Source organism: Naasia sp. (assembly GCF_025465545.1).
GTDB lineage: Bacteria > Actinomycetota > Actinomycetes > Actinomycetales > Microbacteriaceae > Naasia.
Genome location: NZ_JAODMK010000001.1, coordinates 87,176 through 107,980 on the forward strand (window position 1 = coordinate 87,176; position 20,805 = coordinate 107,980).

Annotated in this window: 18 protein-coding genes, 1 tRNA gene and 1 pseudogene; 10 read left to right on the plus strand and 10 right to left on the minus strand. The window is 70.7% G+C overall.

Annotated features, from left to right (window positions below; all coding sequences use genetic code 11):
- The first annotated feature begins 166 nt into the window (after nt 1-166).
- Nucleotides 167-2,179: an amidase gene (locus JWR33_RS00415; protein WP_366073447.1), complete on the plus strand. Its 2,013-nt coding sequence runs from the start codon at nt 167-169 to the stop codon at nt 2,177-2,179.
- 210 nt (nt 2,180-2,389) lie between these two features.
- On the plus strand, nt 2,390-2,875 hold the full coding sequence (locus tag JWR33_RS00420; protein WP_297408527.1) for a MarR family transcriptional regulator: 486 nt from the start codon (nt 2,390-2,392) through the stop codon (nt 2,873-2,875).
- 30 nt (nt 2,876-2,905) lie between these two features.
- Here the strand turns inward: JWR33_RS00420 and JWR33_RS00425 are convergent, their stop codons facing one another.
- Nucleotides 2,906-3,130, minus strand: coding sequence for a hypothetical protein (locus tag JWR33_RS00425; RefSeq protein WP_297408500.1), 225 nt, complete (start codon nt 3,128-3,130; stop codon nt 2,906-2,908).
- Nucleotides 3,131-3,261: 131 nt separating this feature from the next.
- Complete coding sequence (locus JWR33_RS00430; protein ID WP_297408501.1) at nt 3,262-4,200, minus strand: hypothetical protein; 939 nt, start codon at nt 4,198-4,200, stop codon at nt 3,262-3,264.
- Nucleotides 4,201-4,318: 118 nt separating this feature from the next.
- On the opposite strand from JWR33_RS00430, the gene JWR33_RS00435 reads away from it, so the two are divergent.
- Nucleotides 4,319-6,118, plus strand: a complete 1,800-nt coding sequence (locus tag JWR33_RS00435) for a DEAD/DEAH box helicase (protein ID WP_297408502.1) — start codon at nt 4,319-4,321, stop codon at nt 6,116-6,118.
- 115 nt (nt 6,119-6,233) lie between these two features.
- Here JWR33_RS00435 and JWR33_RS00440 read toward each other — a convergent pair whose 3' ends face one another.
- Nucleotides 6,234-7,556, minus strand: coding sequence for an HNH endonuclease signature motif containing protein (locus tag JWR33_RS00440; protein ID WP_297408503.1), 1,323 nt, complete (start codon nt 7,554-7,556; stop codon nt 6,234-6,236).
- Between the two features lie 326 nt (nt 7,557-7,882).
- On the opposite strand from JWR33_RS00440, the gene JWR33_RS00445 reads away from it, so the two are divergent.
- Nucleotides 7,883-8,053, plus strand: a complete 171-nt coding sequence (locus JWR33_RS00445; protein ID WP_297408504.1) for a hypothetical protein — start codon at nt 7,883-7,885, stop codon at nt 8,051-8,053.
- Between the two features lie 81 nt (nt 8,054-8,134).
- On the opposite strand, the gene JWR33_RS00450 is transcribed toward JWR33_RS00445, so the two are convergent.
- Nucleotides 8,135-8,389 (minus strand): DUF6458 family protein, encoded by a 255-nt coding sequence (locus JWR33_RS00450; RefSeq protein ID WP_297408505.1) that lies wholly within the window; start codon nt 8,387-8,389, stop codon nt 8,135-8,137.
- Nucleotides 8,390-8,667: 278 nt separating this feature from the next.
- Here JWR33_RS00450 and JWR33_RS00455 point away from each other — a divergent pair, with 278 nt between their 5' ends.
- Nucleotides 8,668-9,861: an MFS transporter gene (locus JWR33_RS00455; protein WP_297408506.1), complete on the plus strand. Its 1,194-nt coding sequence runs from the start codon at nt 8,668-8,670 to the stop codon at nt 9,859-9,861.
- A 498-nt stretch (nt 9,862-10,359) separates the two neighbouring features.
- Here the strand turns inward: JWR33_RS00455 and JWR33_RS00460 are convergent.
- Nucleotides 10,360-11,391, minus strand: a pseudogene (locus tag JWR33_RS00460) (FAD-dependent monooxygenase); the annotation flags it as partial.
- A gap of 105 nt (nt 11,392-11,496) precedes the next feature.
- Nucleotides 11,497-11,622: a hypothetical protein gene (locus JWR33_RS00465; protein WP_297408507.1), complete on the minus strand. Its 126-nt coding sequence runs from the start codon at nt 11,620-11,622 to the stop codon at nt 11,497-11,499.
- Between the two features lie 223 nt (nt 11,623-11,845).
- Between JWR33_RS00465 and JWR33_RS00470 the strand changes: the two genes are divergently transcribed.
- Nucleotides 11,846-11,919 (plus strand) — tRNA-Pro (locus JWR33_RS00470).
- A 188-nt stretch (nt 11,920-12,107) separates the two neighbouring features.
- Here JWR33_RS00470 and JWR33_RS00475 read toward each other — a convergent pair.
- From JWR33_RS00475 to JWR33_RS00485, 3 genes are all read right to left on the minus strand, one after another.
- Nucleotides 12,108-12,944 carry an undecaprenyl-diphosphate phosphatase gene (locus tag JWR33_RS00475; protein WP_297408508.1) on the minus strand — a complete coding sequence of 279 codons (837 nt, stop codon included), beginning with the start codon at nt 12,942-12,944 and terminating at the stop codon, nt 12,108-12,110.
- A complete protein-coding gene (locus JWR33_RS00480) occupies nt 12,941-13,786 on the minus strand; it encodes a phosphatase PAP2 family protein (RefSeq protein WP_297408509.1) in 846 nt (281 codons plus the stop codon). Before JWR33_RS00480 ends, JWR33_RS00475 begins: the two co-directional genes overlap by 4 nt.
- 138 nt (nt 13,787-13,924) lie before the next feature.
- Nucleotides 13,925-15,262, minus strand: coding sequence for a HAMP domain-containing sensor histidine kinase (locus JWR33_RS00485; protein WP_297408510.1), 1,338 nt, complete (start codon nt 15,260-15,262; stop codon nt 13,925-13,927).
- A gap of 249 nt (nt 15,263-15,511) precedes the next feature.
- Between JWR33_RS00485 and JWR33_RS00490 the strand changes: the two genes are divergently transcribed.
- From JWR33_RS00490 to JWR33_RS00505, 4 genes are read left to right on the plus strand one after another with little or no spacing between them, the layout of a single operon-like run.
- Nucleotides 15,512-15,982: a hypothetical protein gene (locus tag JWR33_RS00490; protein WP_297408511.1), complete on the plus strand. Its 471-nt coding sequence runs from the start codon at nt 15,512-15,514 to the stop codon at nt 15,980-15,982.
- Nucleotides 15,973-16,641: an ABC transporter ATP-binding protein gene (locus JWR33_RS00495; protein WP_297408512.1), complete on the plus strand. Its 669-nt coding sequence runs from the start codon at nt 15,973-15,975 to the stop codon at nt 16,639-16,641. Before JWR33_RS00490 ends, JWR33_RS00495 begins: the two co-directional genes overlap by 10 nt.
- Entirely contained in the window at nt 16,641-17,336 is a 696-nt protein-coding gene (locus tag JWR33_RS00500; RefSeq protein ID WP_297408513.1) for an ATP-binding cassette domain-containing protein, read from the plus strand. The genes JWR33_RS00495 and JWR33_RS00500 overlap by 1 nt, the downstream gene beginning before the upstream one ends.
- Nucleotides 17,333-19,993, plus strand: coding sequence for an ABC transporter permease (locus JWR33_RS00505; protein ID WP_297408514.1), 2,661 nt, complete (start codon nt 17,333-17,335; stop codon nt 19,991-19,993). The genes JWR33_RS00500 and JWR33_RS00505 overlap by 4 nt, the downstream gene beginning before the upstream one ends.
- A gap of 28 nt (nt 19,994-20,021) precedes the next feature.
- Here the strand turns inward: JWR33_RS00505 and JWR33_RS00510 are convergent, their stop codons facing one another.
- Nucleotides 20,022-20,720, minus strand: a complete 699-nt coding sequence (locus JWR33_RS00510; protein ID WP_297408515.1) for a response regulator transcription factor — start codon at nt 20,718-20,720, stop codon at nt 20,022-20,024.
- Nucleotides 20,721-20,805 lie beyond the last annotated feature (85 nt).

Consider the following 20,805-nt stretch of genomic DNA (forward strand, 5'->3'; position numbering starts at 1 on the left):
GAGACTTCCGATTGCTTGACTCCACGACTTTCCCCCGCGGCAACGATAAAGGCTGGTGGGAGCCCCAGTTCAGGCCCAGTTGGAGGGGCACGCCTCCGGGGGCCGCTCATCCGGGTGCCGATAGTGTGGGCCTCCCCCCCACGGCGGGCAGCACTGAAGGGACGCGATGGCCGAGCAGACCGAACGCTCACTCCTGTCGATCGTGGAGGCCTCCATCGCGGAGCTCCGGCATGCGCTCGACGACCGCACGGTGACGAGCGTTGAGCTCGTGGCCGCGTCGCTGGATCGGATCGGCGTCTACGACCGCAGGGGCATCCGCCTCAACTCGATCCCGGTGCTCTCCCCCCACGCGTTCGCCGATGCGGCCGCCTCCGACGAGCGCCGCCGCCGAGGCGCGACGCGCGGTCCGCTGGACGGGATCCCCTACACCGTGAAGGCGAGCTACGCCGTGGCGGGCATGCCGCTGACGAGCGGCTCCCCCGCATTCGAGACGCTCGTCGCACGCCAGGACTCGTTCCTCGTGTCCCGGCTCCGGGCCGCGGGGGCCGTGCTGATCGGGCTGACGAACATGCCCCCCATGGCCGACGGGGGAATGCAGCGTGGCCTCTACGGCCGCGCCGAGAGCCCGTACAACGGCGACTTCCTCGCCGCCGCCTGGGTGTCCGGCTCCTCCAACGGCTCGGGCACGTCGACCGCCGCGAGCTTCGCCGCGTTCGGGCTCGGCTCGGAGACGTGGTCGTCGGGGCGCGCGCCCGCATCGAACAGCGGACTCGTCGCCTACACGCCCTCGCGCGGGATCCTCTCGGTGCGCGGCCTCTGGCCGCTCTGCCCCTCCCTCGATGTGGCCGTGCCGCACACCCGAAGCGTCGCGGACCTGCTCGAGGTGCTCGAGGTGATCGTGGCGGACGACGCCGACCCCAGCGGGGACTTCTGGCGGGTGCAGCCATACGTGGAGCTGCCGCGGCCGAGCGATGTGCGGCCCGGCGACTATCGGGGGCTCGCCGACTCCGGCGCCCTGTCCGGCGTGCGCCTCGGCGTTCCCCGGATGTTCCTCGGCGAGGATCCGGAGCAGCGGGACCCGATCGTGCCGCGGCCCTCAGTGCTGGAACTCTGGAGCTCGGCCCGGCGCGACCTGGAGGCGCTCGGCGCGACCATCGTCGACGTGGACTTCCCCGCCCTGTCCAACGACGAGGAGGACCGGCCCGGCGCCCGGAACGCGGTCTCGCGGGGCATCCTTCCGCCCACCTACCTCGAGGACGAGGTGGACTCGCTCGAGCGGTACTCGTGGGAGGACTTCCTCCGCCGCAACGGCGACCCGCAGCTGTCGGGCCTCGACCAGGTGGACGGGCGCCTGGTGTTCCCCGTCGCCTCCGGAGAGCTGCCGGACCGGTTCGACGATCAGGACCGGAACGAGAAGCTCATCGCGCGGGCCCAGGAGGTCGGGCCGATCGGCCTCGACGACATCCCCGACCTGGAGTGGACCGTGCGGGGGCTCGAGGAGGTGCGCCGGGTGGACTTCGAGGACTGGCTGGACTCGCTCGGCCTCGACGGTCTCGTCTTCCCGACCGCCGTCGATGTGGCGCCCGCCAACGCGGACCGGGACGTGGCGGCCAACGACATCGCGCTCCGCAACGGCGTGCGGGTCGCGACGGGCAACGTGATGGTGCGCCGCCTCGGCATCCCCACGGTCACCGTGACCATGGGCCGGATGAGCGACATCGGCATGCCGGTCGGGCTCACCTTCGCCGCCGCCGCCTACCGGGACTCCGACCTGCTCCGCTACGCGAGCGCCTTCGAGGCGTCGGGAGCCCGGCGCGCGGCTCCCCCGCGGACGCCGGCACTGCACGGGCTGCCGGAGCGCGAGGTGGGCGACGGCGACGCGCCCGAGGTGGCCCTCAGCGCCTCGGTGTCCGAGGCAGGCGAGGACGGCCTGGTGACGGTCTGGGTGTCCGGCAGCGTCGAGGGCGGCGGCCGGCTCGAGTCTCTGACGGTCTCGGTCGACGGACGACCGGTGGAGGTGCTCCGGGAGGGCACGAGCTTCCGGGCGGAAGCGTCGGTCCCGGCGCCCGCCGAGCCGCTGAGCGCCTGGATCGGTCCCTACGGCGCCCTCGTGGTGGCGGTCGCACGCACGACCGACGGGGCGGCGGGCGGCGCCCACGTGATCGTCGGCGGCGTCTAGACCGACCCCGCCCGGGTGGCCGGCCTCGCCGGGTGGCCCGCGCCGCCGGGTGCCCGCGCCCTGTCGCTCAGCAGGCATTCCTCGCGAGAGTGGCCTCCCAGACCGGCCTTCCGCCTGCTGGAGCGAATTCTGCCTGCTGGGCGAGAGACCACAACGGTGCTGGCCGAGCACCGACAGCAGTTAGCGCACTAACGGTCGTCGTATCATGAGATCGTGGCCGATCTCCTCGCCCTGGACCGCCAGGTGTGCTTCGCGCTCGCGGCCACCAGCCGGAGCGTGGTGGGCCTCTACCGGCCCATCCTGGAACCGCTGGGGCTCACTCACCCGCAGTACCTCGTGATGCTCGCGCTGTGGGAGCGGAGCCCGCGGACCGTCCGGAACATCGCCGACGCGCTGTACCTGGAGTCCGCCACGCTGACGCCGCTGCTGCGCCGGCTCGAGGCTGCGGGGCACGTGACGCGGGTGCGGAACCCGGACAACGAGCGCGAGCTGAGCGTGGGCCTCACCGACAGCGGCCGCACCCTGAGGGCGGCTGCCGAGGCGGTTCCCGGCGCGGTCGTGCAGCGGCTGGGCCTGCCGGTCGAGTTCCTGCAGAGCATCCGCGACGAGCTCACCGAGCTGCTCGATGCCACCCGCAAGGCCTCCGGCGACGCGGCCCCGGGCCTCGGCGAGCAGGGCCCTCTGCCGTCGGAGTGAGCCTCCGAGTCCGCTGCCGGGGGCGGTCGCTCACAGCCTCTGGCCGTGCCGCTGCAGGAAGCATTCACCGCAGTGCCGCATGTAGCTGTCCGCGAGCGAGTCGATCGCCTCATGGGTGATCTCGGGAGGGTGCGGCTGCACCACCTGGGTGCGGCATGCGAAGCACCACTGGGCGAGGCCATCGCCCGTGAAGGCGAGGATGCCGCCGAGCAGAAGCCGGTCGTAGCGCTGTGCGGGAGTCTCAAGAACCTGCATGAGTCACGGTTGCAGTGGCATCCGCTCGGCACGGGGAGGCGCGCGGCGACCCGGCCGCGCCGCGGCGCCCCAAAGCGGGGTCAGACCTGCACCTCGGACTCGGCGCTCAGCCGCCGCCGGCCGCCGGGGGCTCAGGCGTCGCTGGTGACCGCACGGAGGGCGTACTCCGCGGTGAGACCGCCCTGCGGTCCCCAGGAGAAGTGGATGACGCCCTGCAGACCGGGATCGTCCGGATCGGGGAGCTCGTAGCTGTCGACCTGCACGCCGCGGTCGCGGAAGGCGTGCTCGGTCACGCAGGTGCCGCTCGCGGCCGCCGCATCCCGGACCGTAGCGACGCAGATCAGGCCGCCGGGAACCTGCCCCGCGTACACGCTGACCCCTCGGCTGCTGCCGAGCAGCCGGATGTCCTGCTGGGCCTCCACCCAGGCGGCCTCCGTGCGGTCGATGAGGTCGTTCGCGACCAGCAGGTGGCGGAACAGGCTGGGGTCCCCTCGGTCCTCCGCGGTCTGCGCGCGGTCGAACACGGCCATCGAGTCCCCCTGCTGGCCTGGCCGCAGGGCGGGAAGGGCCAGCGCAGCGAGGAGCGCGGCCGCGAGCACCCCGGCCACCGGTGCGCGGGGAAAGCGTCGCCGCAGCGGACCCGCGTCGCCGACCGGATCGTCGCCCCCGGAGCGGCCGCCCCCGTCCTCGGACGGCGGGTCGCGGGTCAGGAGGAAGGCATCGACTGCCCGGGAGACCGCGTCACGGTCGGCCGCGATGTCCCGCTCGAGTGCGCTCAGCCGTGCGCGAGCGGCCCTGCGGTCCGTCTCGGTCGCATGACGTCCGTATGCGACGGCCTGATCCCGCTGCACCTCCTCCCGCCGCTCGAAGACCGCGCGACCCTCCCCCGTCGCCACCCAGTGCAAGGCGGAAAGGGCGTCGAGCGTCCCGGGGTGGAGACTCACGAAGCGCGACAGCAGAGCCGGGTCGTGCCGGACCGCGGCGAGCACCTCCGCCGCACGTGCGGCTGCGCCGGGTGCGGCGGCGCCGGTTGCGCTGCCGATGCCGCTCCGCTCGTTCCACGCACTCACGGGCGGAAGTCTAGGAACTCGTCCTGCGCGGTGCCGCCCGAGCTTTTCCCCGCGGAGGGCGACGGCCGATCCTGGGGCGCGGAAACACGGCAGGCACCAGGGCGGGTACCGTTGGAAGGTGTCATCTTCCGAGTCCGCCGCCCATGATGAGGCGGAAGCACCCGCCCTCCAGTCCTTCGCCGACCTCGGTCTCTCCGACTCGGTGCTCAAAGCGCTGAAGGACGTCGGCTACGAGACCCCGTCCGCAATCCAGGCGGCCACCATCCCGCCGCTCCTCGCCGGACGCGACGTCGTCGGCCTGGCGCAGACCGGCACGGGCAAGACGGCAGCCTTCGCACTGCCGATCCTCTCCCGCCTCGACGTCTCCCAGACCACGCCCCAGGCCCTCGTGCTGGCACCCACCCGCGAGCTGGCCCTGCAGGTCTGCGAGGCGTTCGAGAAGTACGCCGCGCATCTCCGCGGCGTGCGGGTGCTGCCGGTCTACGGCGGCCAGGGCTACGGCACCCAGCTGTCCGCGCTGCGGCGCGGGGTGCACGTCGTCGTCGGGACCCCGGGCCGCATTATGGACCACCTCGACAAGGGCACTCTCGATCTCACGCACCTCAAGTATCTGGTGCTCGACGAGGCCGACGAGATGCTCAAGATGGGCTTCGCCGAGGATGTCGAGACGATCCTCGCCGACACGCCGGCCGACAAGCAGGTCGCCCTGTTCTCGGCGACGATGCCTGCGCAGATCCGCCGCATCTCCACCAAGTACCTGCACGACGCAGAAGAGATCACCGTCAAGAACAAGACGACGACCTCGGCGAACACCACCCAGCGCTACCTCGTGGTGTCCTACCCGCAGAAGGTGGATGCCCTCACCCGCATCCTCGAGGTGGAGAACTTCGAGGGCATGATCGTCTTCGTCCGCACCAAGAACGAGACCGAGACGCTCGCCGAGAAGCTGCGCGCCCGCGGCTACACCGCGGCAGCCATCAGCGGCGACGTCGTGCAGGCGCAGCGCGAGAAGACGGTCAATCAGCTGAAGTCCGGCAAGCTCGACATCCTCGTCGCCACCGACGTGGCGGCGCGCGGACTCGACGTGGACCGCATCAGCCATGTGGTCAACTACGACCTTCCCATCGACACCGAGTCGTACGTGCACCGCATCGGGCGCACGGGCCGCGCCGGCCGGTCGGGCGACGCGATCAGCTTCGTCACCCCGCGCGAGCGCCGCATGCTCACCGCCATCGAGAAGGCCACGCGTCAGCCGCTCAAGCAGATGCAGCTGCCCACCGCCGAGGACGTCAACGCCACCCGGCTCAGCCGCTTCGACGACCAGATCACGGCCGCCCTCGAGCAGAGCGAGCGGATCGCGCGGTTCCGCGACATCATCGGCCACTACGTCGAGCACCACGACGTTCCCGAGGCCGACGTCGCGGCCGCACTCGCCGTCGTCGCCCAGGGTGAGACGCCGCTGCTGCTCTCCCCGGAGGATGAGCGCAAGCAGCGCTTCGACGACCGCGAGCGGCCGGACCGCGGGGACCGCGACCGGGGCGACCGCGACCGCGGCACTCGAGCCCCGCGCGGCGACAGCGATCGTCGCGACGACGGAGAGCGCCCGGAGCGGCGCAACCGACCCTCCAGCTCGACCCTCGCCACGTATCGCATCGAGGTGGGCAAGCGCCAGATGGTCGAACCCCGCCAGATCGTGGGCGCACTCGCCAACGAGGGTGGCCTCACCCGGGACGACTTCGGAGGCATCGACATCCGCCCCGACTTCTCCCTGGTCGAGCTCCCTGCCGACCTCTCCGACGAGGTGCTCAACAAGCTGAGCGGCACGCGGATCAGCGGGAAGCTCATCCAGCTGCGCCCCGACCGTGGCGCAGCAGGGGCCCGCCGCGAGGGCCCCGCAAGGAAGCCCCGACACTCCTGACGGGGGCCTCCCCTGCGCCGTCGTCGGTGCGTGCCCGCACGGATCAGCGACAGTGCCGGGAGAGCATTCCGGTGGTCGAGGAGCGCCGAAGGCGGGTGGGCACTCGTGCTGGAAGCTAGAACGGTGGCGGGTCGTCCTCACGCCACTCGGTCTGCGGCATCGGTGCGTCGGGGAGCGCGAGTTCGGGGTGGGTGCGGTGGCGGCGGCCCAGCGCGGAGGTCCACTCCAGCGTGCCCGCCGTGTCGACGTGCTCCGGTCTCCAGCTGCTCGCGTGTTTCAGGTGGTGGTGACTCCGGCAGAGATGCGCGAGGTTGCCGGCGTTCGTCTCGCCCTGGTAGAGCCAGTCTCTGGTGTGGTCGAGGTCGCAGAACCGGGCCGGCCTGCCGCAGCCGACGAACCGGCAGGTCCCGTCCCGAGCCCGCAGGTAGGCCCTCAACTCGGCCGGGACCGCGTACCGGTCGCGGCCGAAGGAGACCACCGCACCGGTTCCCGGGTTGGTGAGGATCCGGTGGAAACCGGTCGCAGCACCACACAGCTCGCGGGCCGTCTCCGGATCGATCGGCCCGTACCCTTCCAGAATGCCCGGTTCGTCGCTTCGGCCGGTCAGGGTGAGCGCCGGAACGGTGACATGCACCGTCGGGACGATCCCGCGGCCCTTGGTCCGCTCGCGGAGCTCGGCCTCGCCCTCGCCGGGCGGAAGCAGCGCGCCGTCGTCCAGCAGCAGGTCGGCGAGCACATCGGCCCGCAGCTGGGTCAGGGTGCGCTCCTCGCCCTCCACCTGCAGGCTCCGGCTCAGCTCGGTGAGATAGCCGTCGATGGCCAGCACCTTCGGAGCCGGCAGCAGTGCCGTCAGGTAGGCCATCCCATCGCGGGCCGGCTGGGTGCGCACCTCCCGCTCCGCGACCGCGGCACGGTGCCGCTCCGTCGCCGCCGAGGGCTGCAGCATCTCCCGCAGAGTGCGGATCTTCCTGTCGAACTTCGCCACCGTGAGGCAGTCCGCCCAGTCCAGCGCGCGACGCTCGAACTCCGCCAGCACCCCCTTCTCCAGGCCCGCCGCGACCTCGGCGAGGACCCGGGCATGGCGTTCACTGAACCGACCCTCGGCAAGACGATCCAACGTTGTGGGCAGTGACGAGACCAGGATCTCCGCGATCCCGAGCATCGACTCCACCGTCCGCTCCGGCAGGGCGAGCGCTGCCGCGATCTCCGCACGGAGGCTGCGGAAGGAGATCCGTGCAGGGTCGCTGGCGGTGTCGCGGTCCGCGTCCCACTGCCGCTGCAGGCCGTGCAGCAGACGGAACCGGGTCGCCGCCAACGACGCAGCGGTCCGGGTGTTGCCCTCGATCAGGTCGAGCAGGCGGCCCGCCGGAACCGCGATCCGGCCCTCGGGAAAGACCAGCTCCTCGATCCCCTCGAGACTCTCCCCGTTGTTCTCCATACCCGCAGTAGATCACCAGCCACCGACACCGGGTCCGCAGACGAAAGCAGGTTCCCCACAGGGAAAACAGTGCTCGCGGAAGTGGCTCGATGCAGTGCACGCCGACACCGATCCTCACCCCGCGGAAGTCGGGGTTGCGCCCAACCCGCGCGGCTGGCGGAAGTGCCCGCACCGCCAGGACACCTGGTGACCCCGCCCGACACGCGGGGAGGTGCGGATGTCGAATCCTTCCCCAACCCTCGACCTATCGCTAAGGTTCAACCCTCGGGATATGTTCTCGAGCCCGCGCGCCAGCGGTTGAACGAATCGAAAAGAACGGATAAGCAATGAGCAATTCACTCATCATCGCCATCGCCGTAGTGGCCGTCATTCTTCTGTTGATCGGCGGCTTCACGCAGGCGGTGCAGTTCCTGCTCTACGTCGGAATCGTGCTCCTCATCATCGCGGTCGTCCTGTTCATCCTCGGCCGCGTTCGCGGCGGCCGCGGAAGGGTCTGAACCGCAGCGCACAACGAGGAAAGCTCCCGCATCGAAGACGATGCGGGAGCTTTCCTTTTGTGGGCGAGAAGCCCGTCCGCGTCAGACGAGCGGGTCGCGATCCGTGACGCGCTCGGTCACGCGTTCGCCGCCGACAGGGTCGACTGCCGAGCGTGTGGTCGAGACGGACTGGCGGCGACGCAGGAGGAGCACCAGTCCGAGGACGACGCCCACGACGCCGGCGATCATCAGGATGTAGCCGACCACGTCGAGGTCAATGAAATCCAGCTGGAAATCAGTGGCGAAGACGAGGATCGCGCCGATGACAAACAAAACGATTCCAGTACCGAGACTCATTTTCTTTGCTCGCTTTCTTCGACCGCGGCATGACGAATCTCGTCAGCCTGGCCACGTAATATCTACCGCTGAGAGCCGCCGATTGTAAACCCCCCGAATCCGGGCTTTACTTCCCGGCTCGCCTTCCCGCAAGCCAAGCGGCGACACTATTCCCGCCGGATTGAGTACCGTGTTCCGGCAGTCTCGACGAAACGGAATGCGCGGGCGTACCTCCCCCCGGCGCGTCCGCTTGCGACCGCCCAAGTAGCCTGGCTATCCATTCGGGGACGGAGCAGCGGATGACCACAGGACACCCGCGTCTCAGCCCCCTGTACGCGGCGGGCTTCGTCACCGCCGCGGGCGCCCACAGCGTCGCCGCGGGCTTCGGCGCGAACACCGAGAACGCCGGGCTGACCCTGCTCACGCTGGGCATCTTCCTTGCGGTCTACGACCTTGCGGAGGTCCTGCTCAAGCCGCTGTTCGGGACGCTGAGCGACCGCATCGGACCGAAGCCGGTGATCGTCGGCGGGCTGATCGGCTTCACCGTCGCGTCCCTTCTCGGCATCTGGGCGGCAGGACCGGTCGCGCTGGCCGCCGTGCGGTTCGCTCAAGGGGCGGCCGCCTCCGCCTTCTCTCCGGCATCGTCTGCCTCCGTGTCCCGGCTGACCGCCCCAGGGCAGGCGGGCCGCTACTTCGGCCGGTACGGGTCTTGGAAGGGGCTCGGCTACGCCGCGGGACCGATCCTCGGCGCCGCATTGATCGCTTGGGGCGGCACCGGCTGGCTCTTCGGCGCCCTCGCGCTGGTGTCCGCGGGCACCGCGGTGGCGGTGGCCGCCCTGCTGCCGACGATCCCGCCGCTGCCCCGCGTGCGCTACACCGTGATGGACCTGGTGAGGCAGGTGACCGATCGGGACTTCCTCCTTCCCGCGGTGGCCCTGGCAGCCGCCGCGGGCGCCCTCGGCACGGCCACCGGACTTCTCCCCGCGCTCGGCAGGCAGGTCGGCCTGAACGTCTTCGGCGCGACGGCGGCCGTGACCGTTCTCGCCGTGGCATCGGCGGTCACGCAGCCTCTCGTGGGGCGCCTCCGGGACGCCGGCAGGCTCGGAGTACGTGCGGGCGTCGTCGTCGGGCTCGCCCTGATCACGGTCGCGCTCCTCGCCGCCGCCCTCGTCCCCTCAGCGATCACGGTCTTCGTCGCTGGAGCCGCGCTGGGTGTCGGCATCGGCACCGCGACCCCCTTGGCGTTCACGCATCTCTCCGCGACCACACCGCCCGATCGAATCGGGCGCACGATGGGAACGGCGGAGCTGGGGCGCGAGACGGGCGACGCGGCCGGCCCGCTCCTGGTCGGCGGCGTCGCGGCGGCTGCCTCACTGCCCGTCGGCTTGCTCGCACTGTCCCTCGCCTCCGCGGTCGCGATGACCGCCGCGCTCTTCCTGCGTTCTGGCCCGAGCCTCGAGCCGGCGTCCGATGCCGCCAACGACGGCGGTTGAGGACCTCAGCCGAGGGACTGAGAGCGGCAGCGCGGACCGGAATCGCACCTCCGCCTGCTCCGCACGAGCAGAGGCGGCCACGAAGCCGTCGGACCGGATCAGATAGAGCCGCGTCGATCGAAGGCCGTTGCGTCCCGGATCCGGGAAGCCGGCCGACGCGATGCCGATAGCCTCCCCAACCCGTTGCGCCTCCGCCGTGAATCGCCGGTCGTAGGCGTGCACCTGCCAGCGGAGAGAACGGAGGGCCCCGTAGTTCTCTCTGTTCCAGGGCAGTCGGCGGCCCACGACGCGACCGCGCCCCCTGTGCCGGCCAGGCGTCATGTCGTACCGGATTCGGGTCTGCGAGAGGTACCCGAAGAGACGGGAGGAGCCGGGCAGCAGCCGGATGACGCGCGGTGCAAGCGGAGCGACCAGCGGCACGATCCGCTCGCGCACGAATCGCGGCAGCGGCTCTTGCGAGGTGATCACGCCGAACATCCGGTCCGTCGTGGTGACAAGCCGCACCGCCACCGGTCGTCGCTCGGCGCCGTAGCGGTCCAGATACCGGTCGGACGCCCCGGAGAGGAGCACATCCGCCAGTTTGCAGGCGAGATTGTGGCCGTCCTGGATGCCCGTGTTCATTCCCTGGGCACCGACCGGCGAGTGGACGTGGGCGGCGTCGCCCGCGAGGAAGACCGGACCCGCACGGAACCGGGCGGCGACGCGATGGTGCACCCGGTAGGTCGAGAACCAGTTGATCGCCGAGTAGTCGACTCCGAAGACCCGGCGCAAGCGCCCGCGCACCTCGGCCTCCAGCGCGCCGGGCGGCGGGGGCTCCGCCGTCCGCACCACTCCCAGCAGCCGGTTCCGGCCGCCGTCCCCCATCGGAAAGGTGAGCAGGAAATCGTCCCCGGCGAAGCGCATGTTGATCCGGCCGCCAACCAGGCCGGTGACCCCCACCGCGTCGGCGACGTAGTAGGTGTGCGGATTGGTGACCCCGGTGAACGGGATCCCGATCAGTTCGCGGACCCGGGACGAGGCGCCGTCCGCGCCGACGCAGTATCGGGCCCGGAGAACGGAGCAGCCGCCCTGCTCGTCGAGCACCGTCGCCCGCACCGGGTGCTCGGTGCCAGGCGTGACATCGAGCGACTCGAGGGTTCGGCCCCACTCGACCGGTGCGCCGGCAGACGCGAGGGCGTCCGTGACGATCCGCTCATTGCGGCTCTGTTCGAGGACATACAGCCGCGGATACGGGCTCAGCCCTCGCCCGAGTTCCCGGAGCGGGATAGGAGTGAAGGCCCTGCGACCGTAGCCAGGAACGATTGCGTCGGCGACGACCGCCTCCGCGAGAGCCGCACCGGCGATACCGAGCTGGTCGTAGACCTCCATCGTCCGCGCCTGCACGGCGAGGGCCCGCGACTCGCGAGTCGGGCCGCTCTTCCCGTCCACGACGATCACTCGGACGCCACGGCGACGCAGCGTGAGGGCGGCCACCAGCCCTGTCGGCCCCGCGCCGACGACCAGCACGTCGGTGACCTCGTCGTCACTCATCAGCGCTCCGACTACTGCACGGGCGTCAGGCCGACACCCTGCCGCCCATCCGACCACTCTGCAGGCTCGTGAACAAGGGCTTCGGCGGGTGCGACGGGCGCCTGCTCAGCCGCGCATCGGCAACAGGAGCGGCGAGCGGGACGACGGTGCCATTCGGGTGCCGGCGCTCCCGATCAGCAGCAGGCGCAGCCGTCGGCGCAGGCCCCACTGCAGCAGCTTCCATCGCAGCATGCGTCCATTCCGTCACCTCCGGCCGCTCTCGTCGTCGTGGTCGTGGTCGTGGACCACCTGAACTTCGCCACGCCACCCTGGCCCTGTGCAGGGCGAAGGGGTCGACGAGAACCACATCGCTCGTCGTATAGGCTGTCATGCGCAGCGGACGCCCAGGTGTCCTTCCCCTGCCCAGCCGGACACGTGTCGGCGGCCAGGAGAAGCCCCGAGGATCCGCTCGTCACGGGATGTGGCGCAGCTTGGTAGCGCACCTGACTGGGGGTCAGGGGGTCGCAGGTTCAAATCCTGTCATCCCGACAGAGAGGTCCCGGAGACTCGAGGGTTTCCGGGACTGAGCGCTCCCCCGGCTTCGGTCCCGGTCCTCCGGCAGGCCGGGCCATCTCGGCGTGCCGGTCCCGACCGACGGCTGGCGCCCCGCGGGAATGGCCGGCTCGGGCAGGCACCGCAGGGGCGCCCGAACGGCCGGCAGGGCGGGATGGGCCCGCTCAGGTCGCTGCGACGACTCCGGTGGCCAGCAGCGCCGCCACCAGTAGACCCAGCGCGACGCGATACCAGATGAACACCGTGATGCTGTGCCGGCTCACGAGCCGCAGCAGCCACGCGATGGAGACATAGGCCACGGCGAAGCTGACCACGGTCGCGAGGAGGGTCGGACCCCAGCCGACCGAGTCCGACACCGCGCTGGCCTGGGACAGCCCCTCGTAGGCGCCGGCCGCGACAAGGGCTGGGATGGCGAGGAAGAACGAGATGCGGGTTGCGGCTACCCGGTCGAGGCCACGGAAGAGCCCGGCGCTGATCGTCGCCCCGGAGCGGGAGACGCCGGGGATCAGGGCGACGCACTGCAGGACGCCGATGACCAGCGCGTCCCGCAGGGTCAGGCTCTCCTCCGGCCGCTTTCGGCTGGCGACCCGCTCGGCGATCGCCATCACGACGCTCCAGCCGATCAGTCCGGCCACCACGATCCACAGATTCCGCAACGGCCCGGAGACGACGTCGCGGAGGAGGAAGCCGACGATGCCGATGGGCACCGAACCGGCGATCACGTACCAGGCGAACCGGTAGTCGTGCTCCTGCCGCGCATCTCGGTTCACGAGGCCGCGGAAGAATGCTGCCGCCAGCCGGCCGATGTCCCGGCGGAAGTAGAGGATGACCGCGAGGATGGCCCCCACCTGGATGATGGCGGTGAAGGCGGTCACACCGGGCTCATCCACGGGGAGCCCGAGAAGCTTCTCGGCGACGGTGAGGTGGCCCGTGCTGGAGACGGGCAGAAACTCGGTCACCCCTTCGATCACGCCGAGGAGGACCGCGGTCAGGAAGTTCATCGCGCCTCGCCCGTCTGGATCTGCTTCTTCCTCGATGTCAGGTAGAGCCGGTGCGCGGTGATGACGACCGCAAGCCAACCGAGCCCCAGCATCCAGGCGACCAGCACGTCCGTGAACCAGTGGTGTCCCAGGTAGATGCGGCTCAGCCCGATGGTGAAGGCGAAGACCACGGCCACCGCCACCGTCAGCGCCCGAGTTGCTCGCCGAGCTTGTCGCAGCACCAGAACGTAGGCGATCGCGCCCGCGATCGCCGTCGCGTTGAGCGTGTGGCCGCTGGGGAAGGACGGCGAGTGCTCGAAGGGCGGCACGGCATCGGCCAGCTTCGGCCTTGCCCGCCCCACGAGGCCCTTACCGGCGACGGTCATGAGCAGGGATCCCACTCCCGCCCCGCCGATGACGAGGAGGGGCGTCCACTCCCTGCGCTGGATCACCAGCGCGACGATCGCAAGGCTGGCGAGGATCGGCATCACGATCACGCCGCCGATGTCCGTGTAGTAGGTGGCGGCCGTGTCCAGCCAGGGCGAGCGCACATTCATCGCGGCGTGCAGCATGGGCCGGTCCAGGCCGGCGACGCCGTCCACCTCCGTGACGGCGTCGTAGATTCCGGCAACGGCGACGGTGGCGCCCGCTGCGATGGCTGCCCCGATGGCGAGGATCAGGATGAGGGCCCCGTGCGCGCCGAGCAGACCACTCAGGCGGTGCTCGGCGGCGGCGACCGCCCGGCCCAACCTGCTGTCCCAGCGGGTCAGATCCTTGGCACCGACGTAGCGCTCAGCCGCGACTTCCGTTCGGGCCTCCGGCCGTGAGTCCGCCTTCCCGGCCGGCGACTCAGCATCCGACATCACAGATCTCCGATCCCCTCGGCCGCAGCCGCGGAAGCGCGGCAGCCGTCAGCATAGGCAGATGGAAGCCCTTTCCCGTTCGGACTCAGGGGCCGGCCACCTGAAGGAACTCTCACCCTCTCAGCATCGGTCCTCGTGCTATGCGCCCTCCGGGAGGCGGGAGTTCGGCGGGGGCACCGGCGTTCCTGTTCGGCTTCCCGACGACTCGCGGCGCAGCAGGATCGTGAAGCGGGTCGTGGGCTCCCGAGCGGAGAGCAGAAGCGTTCCGCCCAGCTCGTCGGCCAACTGGCGTGCAAGAGCCAGCCCGACACCGCTCCGGCGCGCGGTCGAGTACCCACGCTGAAAGATGTCGTCCTCCAGCCGAATGCCGCCGCCCTGGTCCTCGACGTCGATGGCCAAGGCGCCGTGGGTCTCTCGCGCCCTCACCTCGACCATTCCCGCCCCATGCACGAGGGCGTTCTCGAGCAGTGCGTCGAGGACCTGGTGCAACGTGCGAGCGACCGTCACGACGGGCTCGACATGCAGCGGGGCGTCGATCCGGAGAGGGCGACCGGCCTCCGCGAACACGCCGTGCCAGCGCCGGCTCAGCTCGCGAAGCTCGGTGCCGACATCGATCGAGCGGCCAGGGGCCCGATGTTCCGTCGAGAGGAAGTCATCGATGGTCCGGCTGAGTGTGTCGACCCGCTCGAGGGCTTGAGGAAAGAGCGGATCATGCGGCCCGCCCGGCTGGGATTGCGCCTGCTCGAGAAGGGCACGCAGTCCGGCGAGTGGGGTGCGCAGTTGGTGCGATGCATCCTGCGACAGGTGTCGCTCGTGTTCTACGAGCGCACCCAAGCGATTCGCGGTATCCGCCAGAGCGACACCGGCGGCATCGATCTCCGCAACTCCGGATGGCGTGGTGCGCGCCGTGAATTCGCCGTTGCCCAGCGCCCGCACCGTGGAGATGAGGTCGTCGACCGGCGCGACGACCGCCCGGACCGAGGCCCGCGCAATGAGGATCCCGACGAGCATGCAGAACGACGCCGCCGCCAGCATGATCAGCCACACCCCGACATCGGCCAGGATCACGGAGCTGAGGGGAAGTGCGGCCCGGACCGCACCGACCGTCTGCTCCGCTTGACTGACCGGGATGACCTCGATCAGGAGCCCGCCGCTGGTTCCTTGGGTCGATGTCCCGGCGAGCGCCTGCCGGACCGGCAAGTCGGCACGCGCCGGTCCGGTGCCCACGACTCTGGTGCCCCCCCTGTCGTAGAGGGCGAGTTGGGTTGCGGGATTCGACGGTGCCGGGACCTCGGGCGGGTCCGTCGTGGAGAACTGCGGATCGATCTGCGCCACGGCGTTGAGAGCGTCCTGCGCCAGCCTCGAGCGAGCGTCCGCCACCGACAGGTCGAACACCGCCAGCGCGAGCGGGATCAGGAAGAGGAGGAGTGCGATCGCCGTGCTGAGCACGGCCACCCGCATGATGCGGTTTCTCACCCGAGCCCTCGATTCTCAGCCACGCCTTACCCTCCGCTTGCTCAGCAGGGAACGTCGGCTTCCCGACCGGTTCCTAGATTTGACCCGACGCTCGACCCGGTCGGAGGACCCATGCCATCAGCTCGTATTCTGTCGCGATCCGCGAATGTCAGCACACTGGTGGGCATCGCACTCGTCCTGGCCCTGGGGGTGGCGGGATGCGGAGCTCAGCCTTCCTCCACGCCATCCTCGGCGGCTGTCCCATCCGAGGTGAATCCGGCGGGCGACATCCCCGACAACCAGGCCTTCGTCTCGTACACGCCGGCGAGCGCGACCTACACGGTGACTGTGCCTGAGGGCTGGGCACAGAGTTCTTCCGGGGCGGCGACGACCTTCACCGACAAGCTCAACGCGGCGCGGTTCGAGGAGGCCGGTTCGACGACGGCACCGACGGTCGAGTCCGCGACGAGCACGATCGTGGCTCGACTTGCGACCGATCAGCCCGGCTTCACCCTGACTGATGTCACGTCGGTCACTCGCTCGGCCGGGGACGCTGTCCTGATCCGATACGAGCAGGACGCGCCCAAGAACGCGGTGACCAGCTCCACCGGGCGGGAGGCCGTCGAGGAGTACCTCTTCTGGAAGTCGGGGACCCTGGTCACCGTCACCCTGACCTCACCGGTCGGGGCGGACAACGTGGATCCCTGGCGCGAGATCACCGACTCGTTCTCATGGCGGTGACAGCGACGCCGGCGCTGCGAGCCGAGAACCTCTACCGCTTCTTCCGAGCGGGCGACGAGGAGACCCTCGCGCTCCAGGGGGTCAGCTTCGAGGTGGCAGCCGGCGAGACGCTCGCGGTGACCGGGCCATCGGGCTCGGGGAAGTCCACCCTCCTCGCCTGCTTGGCGGGAGTCGACGAGCCGGACGGCGGTACGGTACGGGTGGACGGCGAGCGGATGAGCCACCGGCCCGAAGTGGAGCGGGCGGCTCTCCGTGCCCGGCGCCTCGGCCTGCTGTTCCAGTCCTCGAACCTCTTCGATCATCTGTCGGTGCGGGACAACGTCCGGCTCGCGCAGCGACTGAGCAGCGGCACGCCCGTCCCGGTCGACGACGTGCTCGAGCAGCTCGGGCTGCGCTCGCGCAGCGCGGCCTTCCCCCCTCAGCTCTCCGGCGGGGAGGCGGCCCGCGCCGGGCTCGCCGTCGCCATCGCCAACCGGCCGGCGGTCCTCCTCGCCGACGAGCCGACCGGCGAGCTCGACACCGCGACCGAGGAGCAAGTGCTGGCCTTGCTTCAGGAGCACGCCTCCACCGGTGCAGCCGTGGTGCTTGTCACCCACAGTCACGCGGTCGTCTCGCACGCCGACCGTGCCCTCAACCTGGTCGACGGGCGGTTCAGCTGATGGCCGCCGCCGGCGCCCTGGTGCTCTGCCAGGACATGGGTCACACCTATGGGCGTGGAACGACCGCGGTTGTCGCTGTCCATGGGCTCTCCTGCGCGGTGCATCGAGGAGACCGGATAGCGATCACGGGTCCCAGCGGATCCGGGAAGTCCACCCTTCTGTTTCTCCTCGCAGGCCTCGAGCGGCCCACCTCGGGCTCCATCGAGTGGCCTGCGTTCGCGGGCACGCCGCTCGGGCGGCCGCGGAGCGCCGGCATGGTCTACCAGGGGCTCAGCCTCATTCCGGCGCTCAGCGTCGTGGAGAACGTCGGTCTGCCGCTCGTGCTCGCCGGCACCGGCGACGACGAGGCTCGCGACATCGCCGTCTCGGCGCTCCGCACGCTGGGAATCGAGTGGCTGGCCGACAAGCTGCCCGACGGCCTCTCCGGAGGCCAGTCCCAGCGAGTGGCGATTGCCCGAGTCCTCGCCGCGGCACCCGAGCTGATCCTCGCGGACGAGCCGACCGGGCAGCTGGATCATGAGACCGGCGCCCAGGTGGTGCAGGCCCTGCTCGACGCCGCCGATTCGGTCGGCGCCGCCCTGGTGGTGAGCACTCATGACACGTCGGTCGCACGACGACTCGACGTCGAATGGCGCCTCGTGGACGGCGCACTCGCCGCCTCGCAAGGCATCTCCCGCGAGGGGGTCCGGCGATGACCTGGTTGTGGATCCGCGGACTCCTGCTCCGCAGGCCGGGCACTTTCCTGGCCACCTCAGCAGGGATCGCGATCGCGGTCGCACTGCTGGCAAGCCTCGGCTCCTTCCTGGCTGCGGCGAACGGGTCGATGACTGAGCGCGCCGTGGCCACCGTGGCAGTCGACTGGCAGGTCCAGGTCGCCGCCGGCGCCGATCCGGCCAACGTCTCGCGCACGGCGCTGGCCGCTCCCGGCGTGCGCGCGGCGCTCCCGGTCGCCTTCGCCCAGCTGGCCGGGCTCACAGCAACAACCGGCGGCACGACGCAGACGACCGGAGCAGCGGTGGCGCTGGAGATCCCACCCGGCTACAGCACGACGTTTCCGGGCCAAGTGCGGTTCCTCACGGGCCGACATGAGGGGGTGCTGCTGGCGCAGCAGACCGCCTCCAACCTGCACGCCGGACCGGGCGACCGCATCACCATTGGGCTGGCGGACGCCGGGACGGTCGACGTCACGGTGGACGGCGTGGTGGACCTCCCCCAGGCGAACAGCCTGTTCCAGATCGTGGGAGCATCGCCCCAGTCGCAGCCGATAGCCCCACCGGACAATGTCGTGCTGCTTCCCCCGGCCGCGTTCGACGCGATCAGAGCGAAGCTCGCGGCCGGCCATGCCGATCTGATCTCGACTCAGGTGCACGTGGCGCGCTCGCATGCACTCCCGGCCGACCCGGCGTCCGCCTTCACCGCGATCGGCGCAGCGGCGCACAACCTCGACGCCGCACTCGTCGGGACGGGCCAGGTCGGCGACAACCTGGGGGCGGCGCTGGATGCCGCACGCGGTGATGCCGCGTACGCCACGGTGCTGTTCCTCTTCCTCGGCCTTCCCGGAGCCGTCCTCAGCGGCATGCTCACGCTGGCCATCGCCAACGCAGCACGTCCCCGTCGGAGGCGGGATCAGGCGCTGCTTCGCACACGCGGCGGAAGCGTGCGTTCCATCGGCAGGCTGGTGGCAACGGAAGCGATGCTCTCCGGGCTTCTGGGCGCGGTAGTCGGGCTCGCAGGCGCCGCACTCATCGGCGCGCTCCTGTTCGGTTCCCCGAGCTACGGCTCGTCGGGCAGCGCGAGCGCGGGCTGGGCCGTCGGCGCCGTGATCGCCGGTCTCCTCATCGCGGTGCTCGCAGTCCTGATCCCCGCGCTTCGCGATGTCCGCGGGCTGGTCATCTCCAGCGCCCGCGCGGAGGTGCCCGAGCGCCGCGCCCCGTGGTGGATCCGCACCTTCGTGGACCTGATCCTGATCGGGATCGCCCTCGTCGTCATCTCGATCACGGCCCAGAACGGGTATTCGATCGTGCTCGCCCCGGAAGGCGTCGCAGCGATCCGAGTCGACTACTGGGCGTTCTTCGGCCCCGGGCTGCTGTGGATCGGGATCGGTCTGCTTCTCTGGCGGCTCGCGAGCCTTCTCCTGGGCCGCGGCCGACGCCTGATGACGATGCTGTCCCGCCCCATCGCGCGGAACCTTGCCGGCACGGCGACCGCGAGCATGGCACGCCAGCGGTCACTCTTCGCGAGCTCCATCGTGATGCTCGCTCTCGCGTTCGCCTTCGCGGGGTCGACCGCCACATTCAACGCCACCTACCAGCAGCAGTCCGAGGTCGACGCGCGCCTCACCAACGGGGCAGACGTCACGATGAACTTTCCCCCCGGATCCGATTCGTCGGCTTCCGCCGCCCAGAGGTACCGGGGGGTCGCCGGAGTGGCGGCGGTCGAGCCCCTGCAGCATCGCTTCGCCTATGTGGGCAGCGACCTGCAGGACTTGTTCGGGGTGCGCGCGACATCCATCGACTCCGCCACCTCGCTCCAGGACGCCTATTTCCAGGGCGGCACCGCGGCGGATCTCATGAAGGCGCTCGCCGCGACACCCGAGGCGATCCTCGTCAGCGCCGAGACCGTCCAGGACTACCAGCTGCATACGGGCGACGCCGTCAACCTGCGTCTGCAGAAGCCCGGCACCGGCGACCTCGTCACGGTGCCCTTCCGGTACATCGGGATCGCCAAGGAGTTCCCGACCGCTCCGAAGGACAGCTTCTTCGTGGCCAACGCGGACTATGTCGCTCAGCAGACCCGCGATGACTCCGTCGCGTCCCTGCTGATCAGCACGGGCGGGGCCGACCCCTCGACCGTGGCAGACACCCTGCAGAAGATGGTCGGCACGTCCGCGTCGGTCGTGCCGATCGGGGCCGCACGGTCCTCGGTGGGATCCAGCCTCACCTCCGTCGATCTCGGTGGGCTGACCCGCATCGAGCTGGTCTTCGCCTTCCTGCTGGCTGCGGGGTCGGGCGGAGTGGTCTTCGCCCTCGGGCTGGCCGAGCGTCGGCGCTCGTACGCCATCGCCTCCGTGCTCGGGGCGAGCAGAAAGCAGCTGCGCAGCCTTGCCCTGGTCGAGGCCAGCACAGTGGCGGCCGGTGGCCTCGTCGGTGGAGTCGTCCTGGGCTGGGCCCTGTCCTCGACACTGGTGTCTGTGCTGAGTGGGGTCTTCGATCCTCCGCCCGACGCGCTGGCGGTTCCCTGGGGCGGGCTGGCAGCGATCGCGGGTGTCGCGATCGCGACCATCTGCGCCAGCGCCCTCCTCGCCGCCCACCGATCCGCGGAACCGCCTGTCGAATCCCTGCGCGGGGCCTGATCCGCCTCAGGACACCTCGCGCTCGCTCCTAGAGGTCCAACCGGTACCCGTGCCCGCGGAGGGTGGTGATCCGGGGCGATGGTCCGCCGTTTCCGCCGTCCTCCTCCGTGGCCGCCGCCAGCCGCTGTCGCAGCGCCGCGACGTGCACGTCGAGGGTCTTCGTGGAGCCGAACCAGTTGCTGTCCCACACGTCGGACATGAGCTCTTCGCGGCCGGCGGCGACTCCGGGAGTCCGAGCCAGTCGGGCGAGGAGGTCGAACTCGCGCGCCCGCAGAGTCATCTCTCGGCTGCCGATGAAGGCACGACGGGCGGCGAGGTCCACGGTGAGGGACCCGACGACGATCCGCTCCGTCTCGACGTCGCCCCGGTGGCGGCGCAGATGAGCTCGAACTCGAGCCAGGATCTCGACGAGTGTGAACGGCTTGGTCAGGTAGTCGTCCGCCCCGGACTCGAGGCCCGAGACCACATCCAGCTGGTCGCGGCGCGAGGTCAGGATCACGATGACGGCGGACGGGAGGAGCGCCCTCAGCTCCCGGCACACGACCAGGCCCTCGAGGTCGGGCAGCCCGAGATCCAGCAGGACGAGGTCCGGTGCCGCCCGCTCTGCGGAGCGGAGTGCGGAGCCGCCCTCCTTCTCCCAGACGACCGCATAGCCGTTGGCGCGCAGCGCCGACGTCAGAGTGGACCCGATCGTGGGGTCATCCTCTACGACCATCAGCGTGAGCATGACCGAAGCCTAGGGCGACTGTCCGGGCCGCTCGACGGGCAGAAGCGCCCGCTGACCGGGCGGACTCCGGGCGGCGTCGACCGGG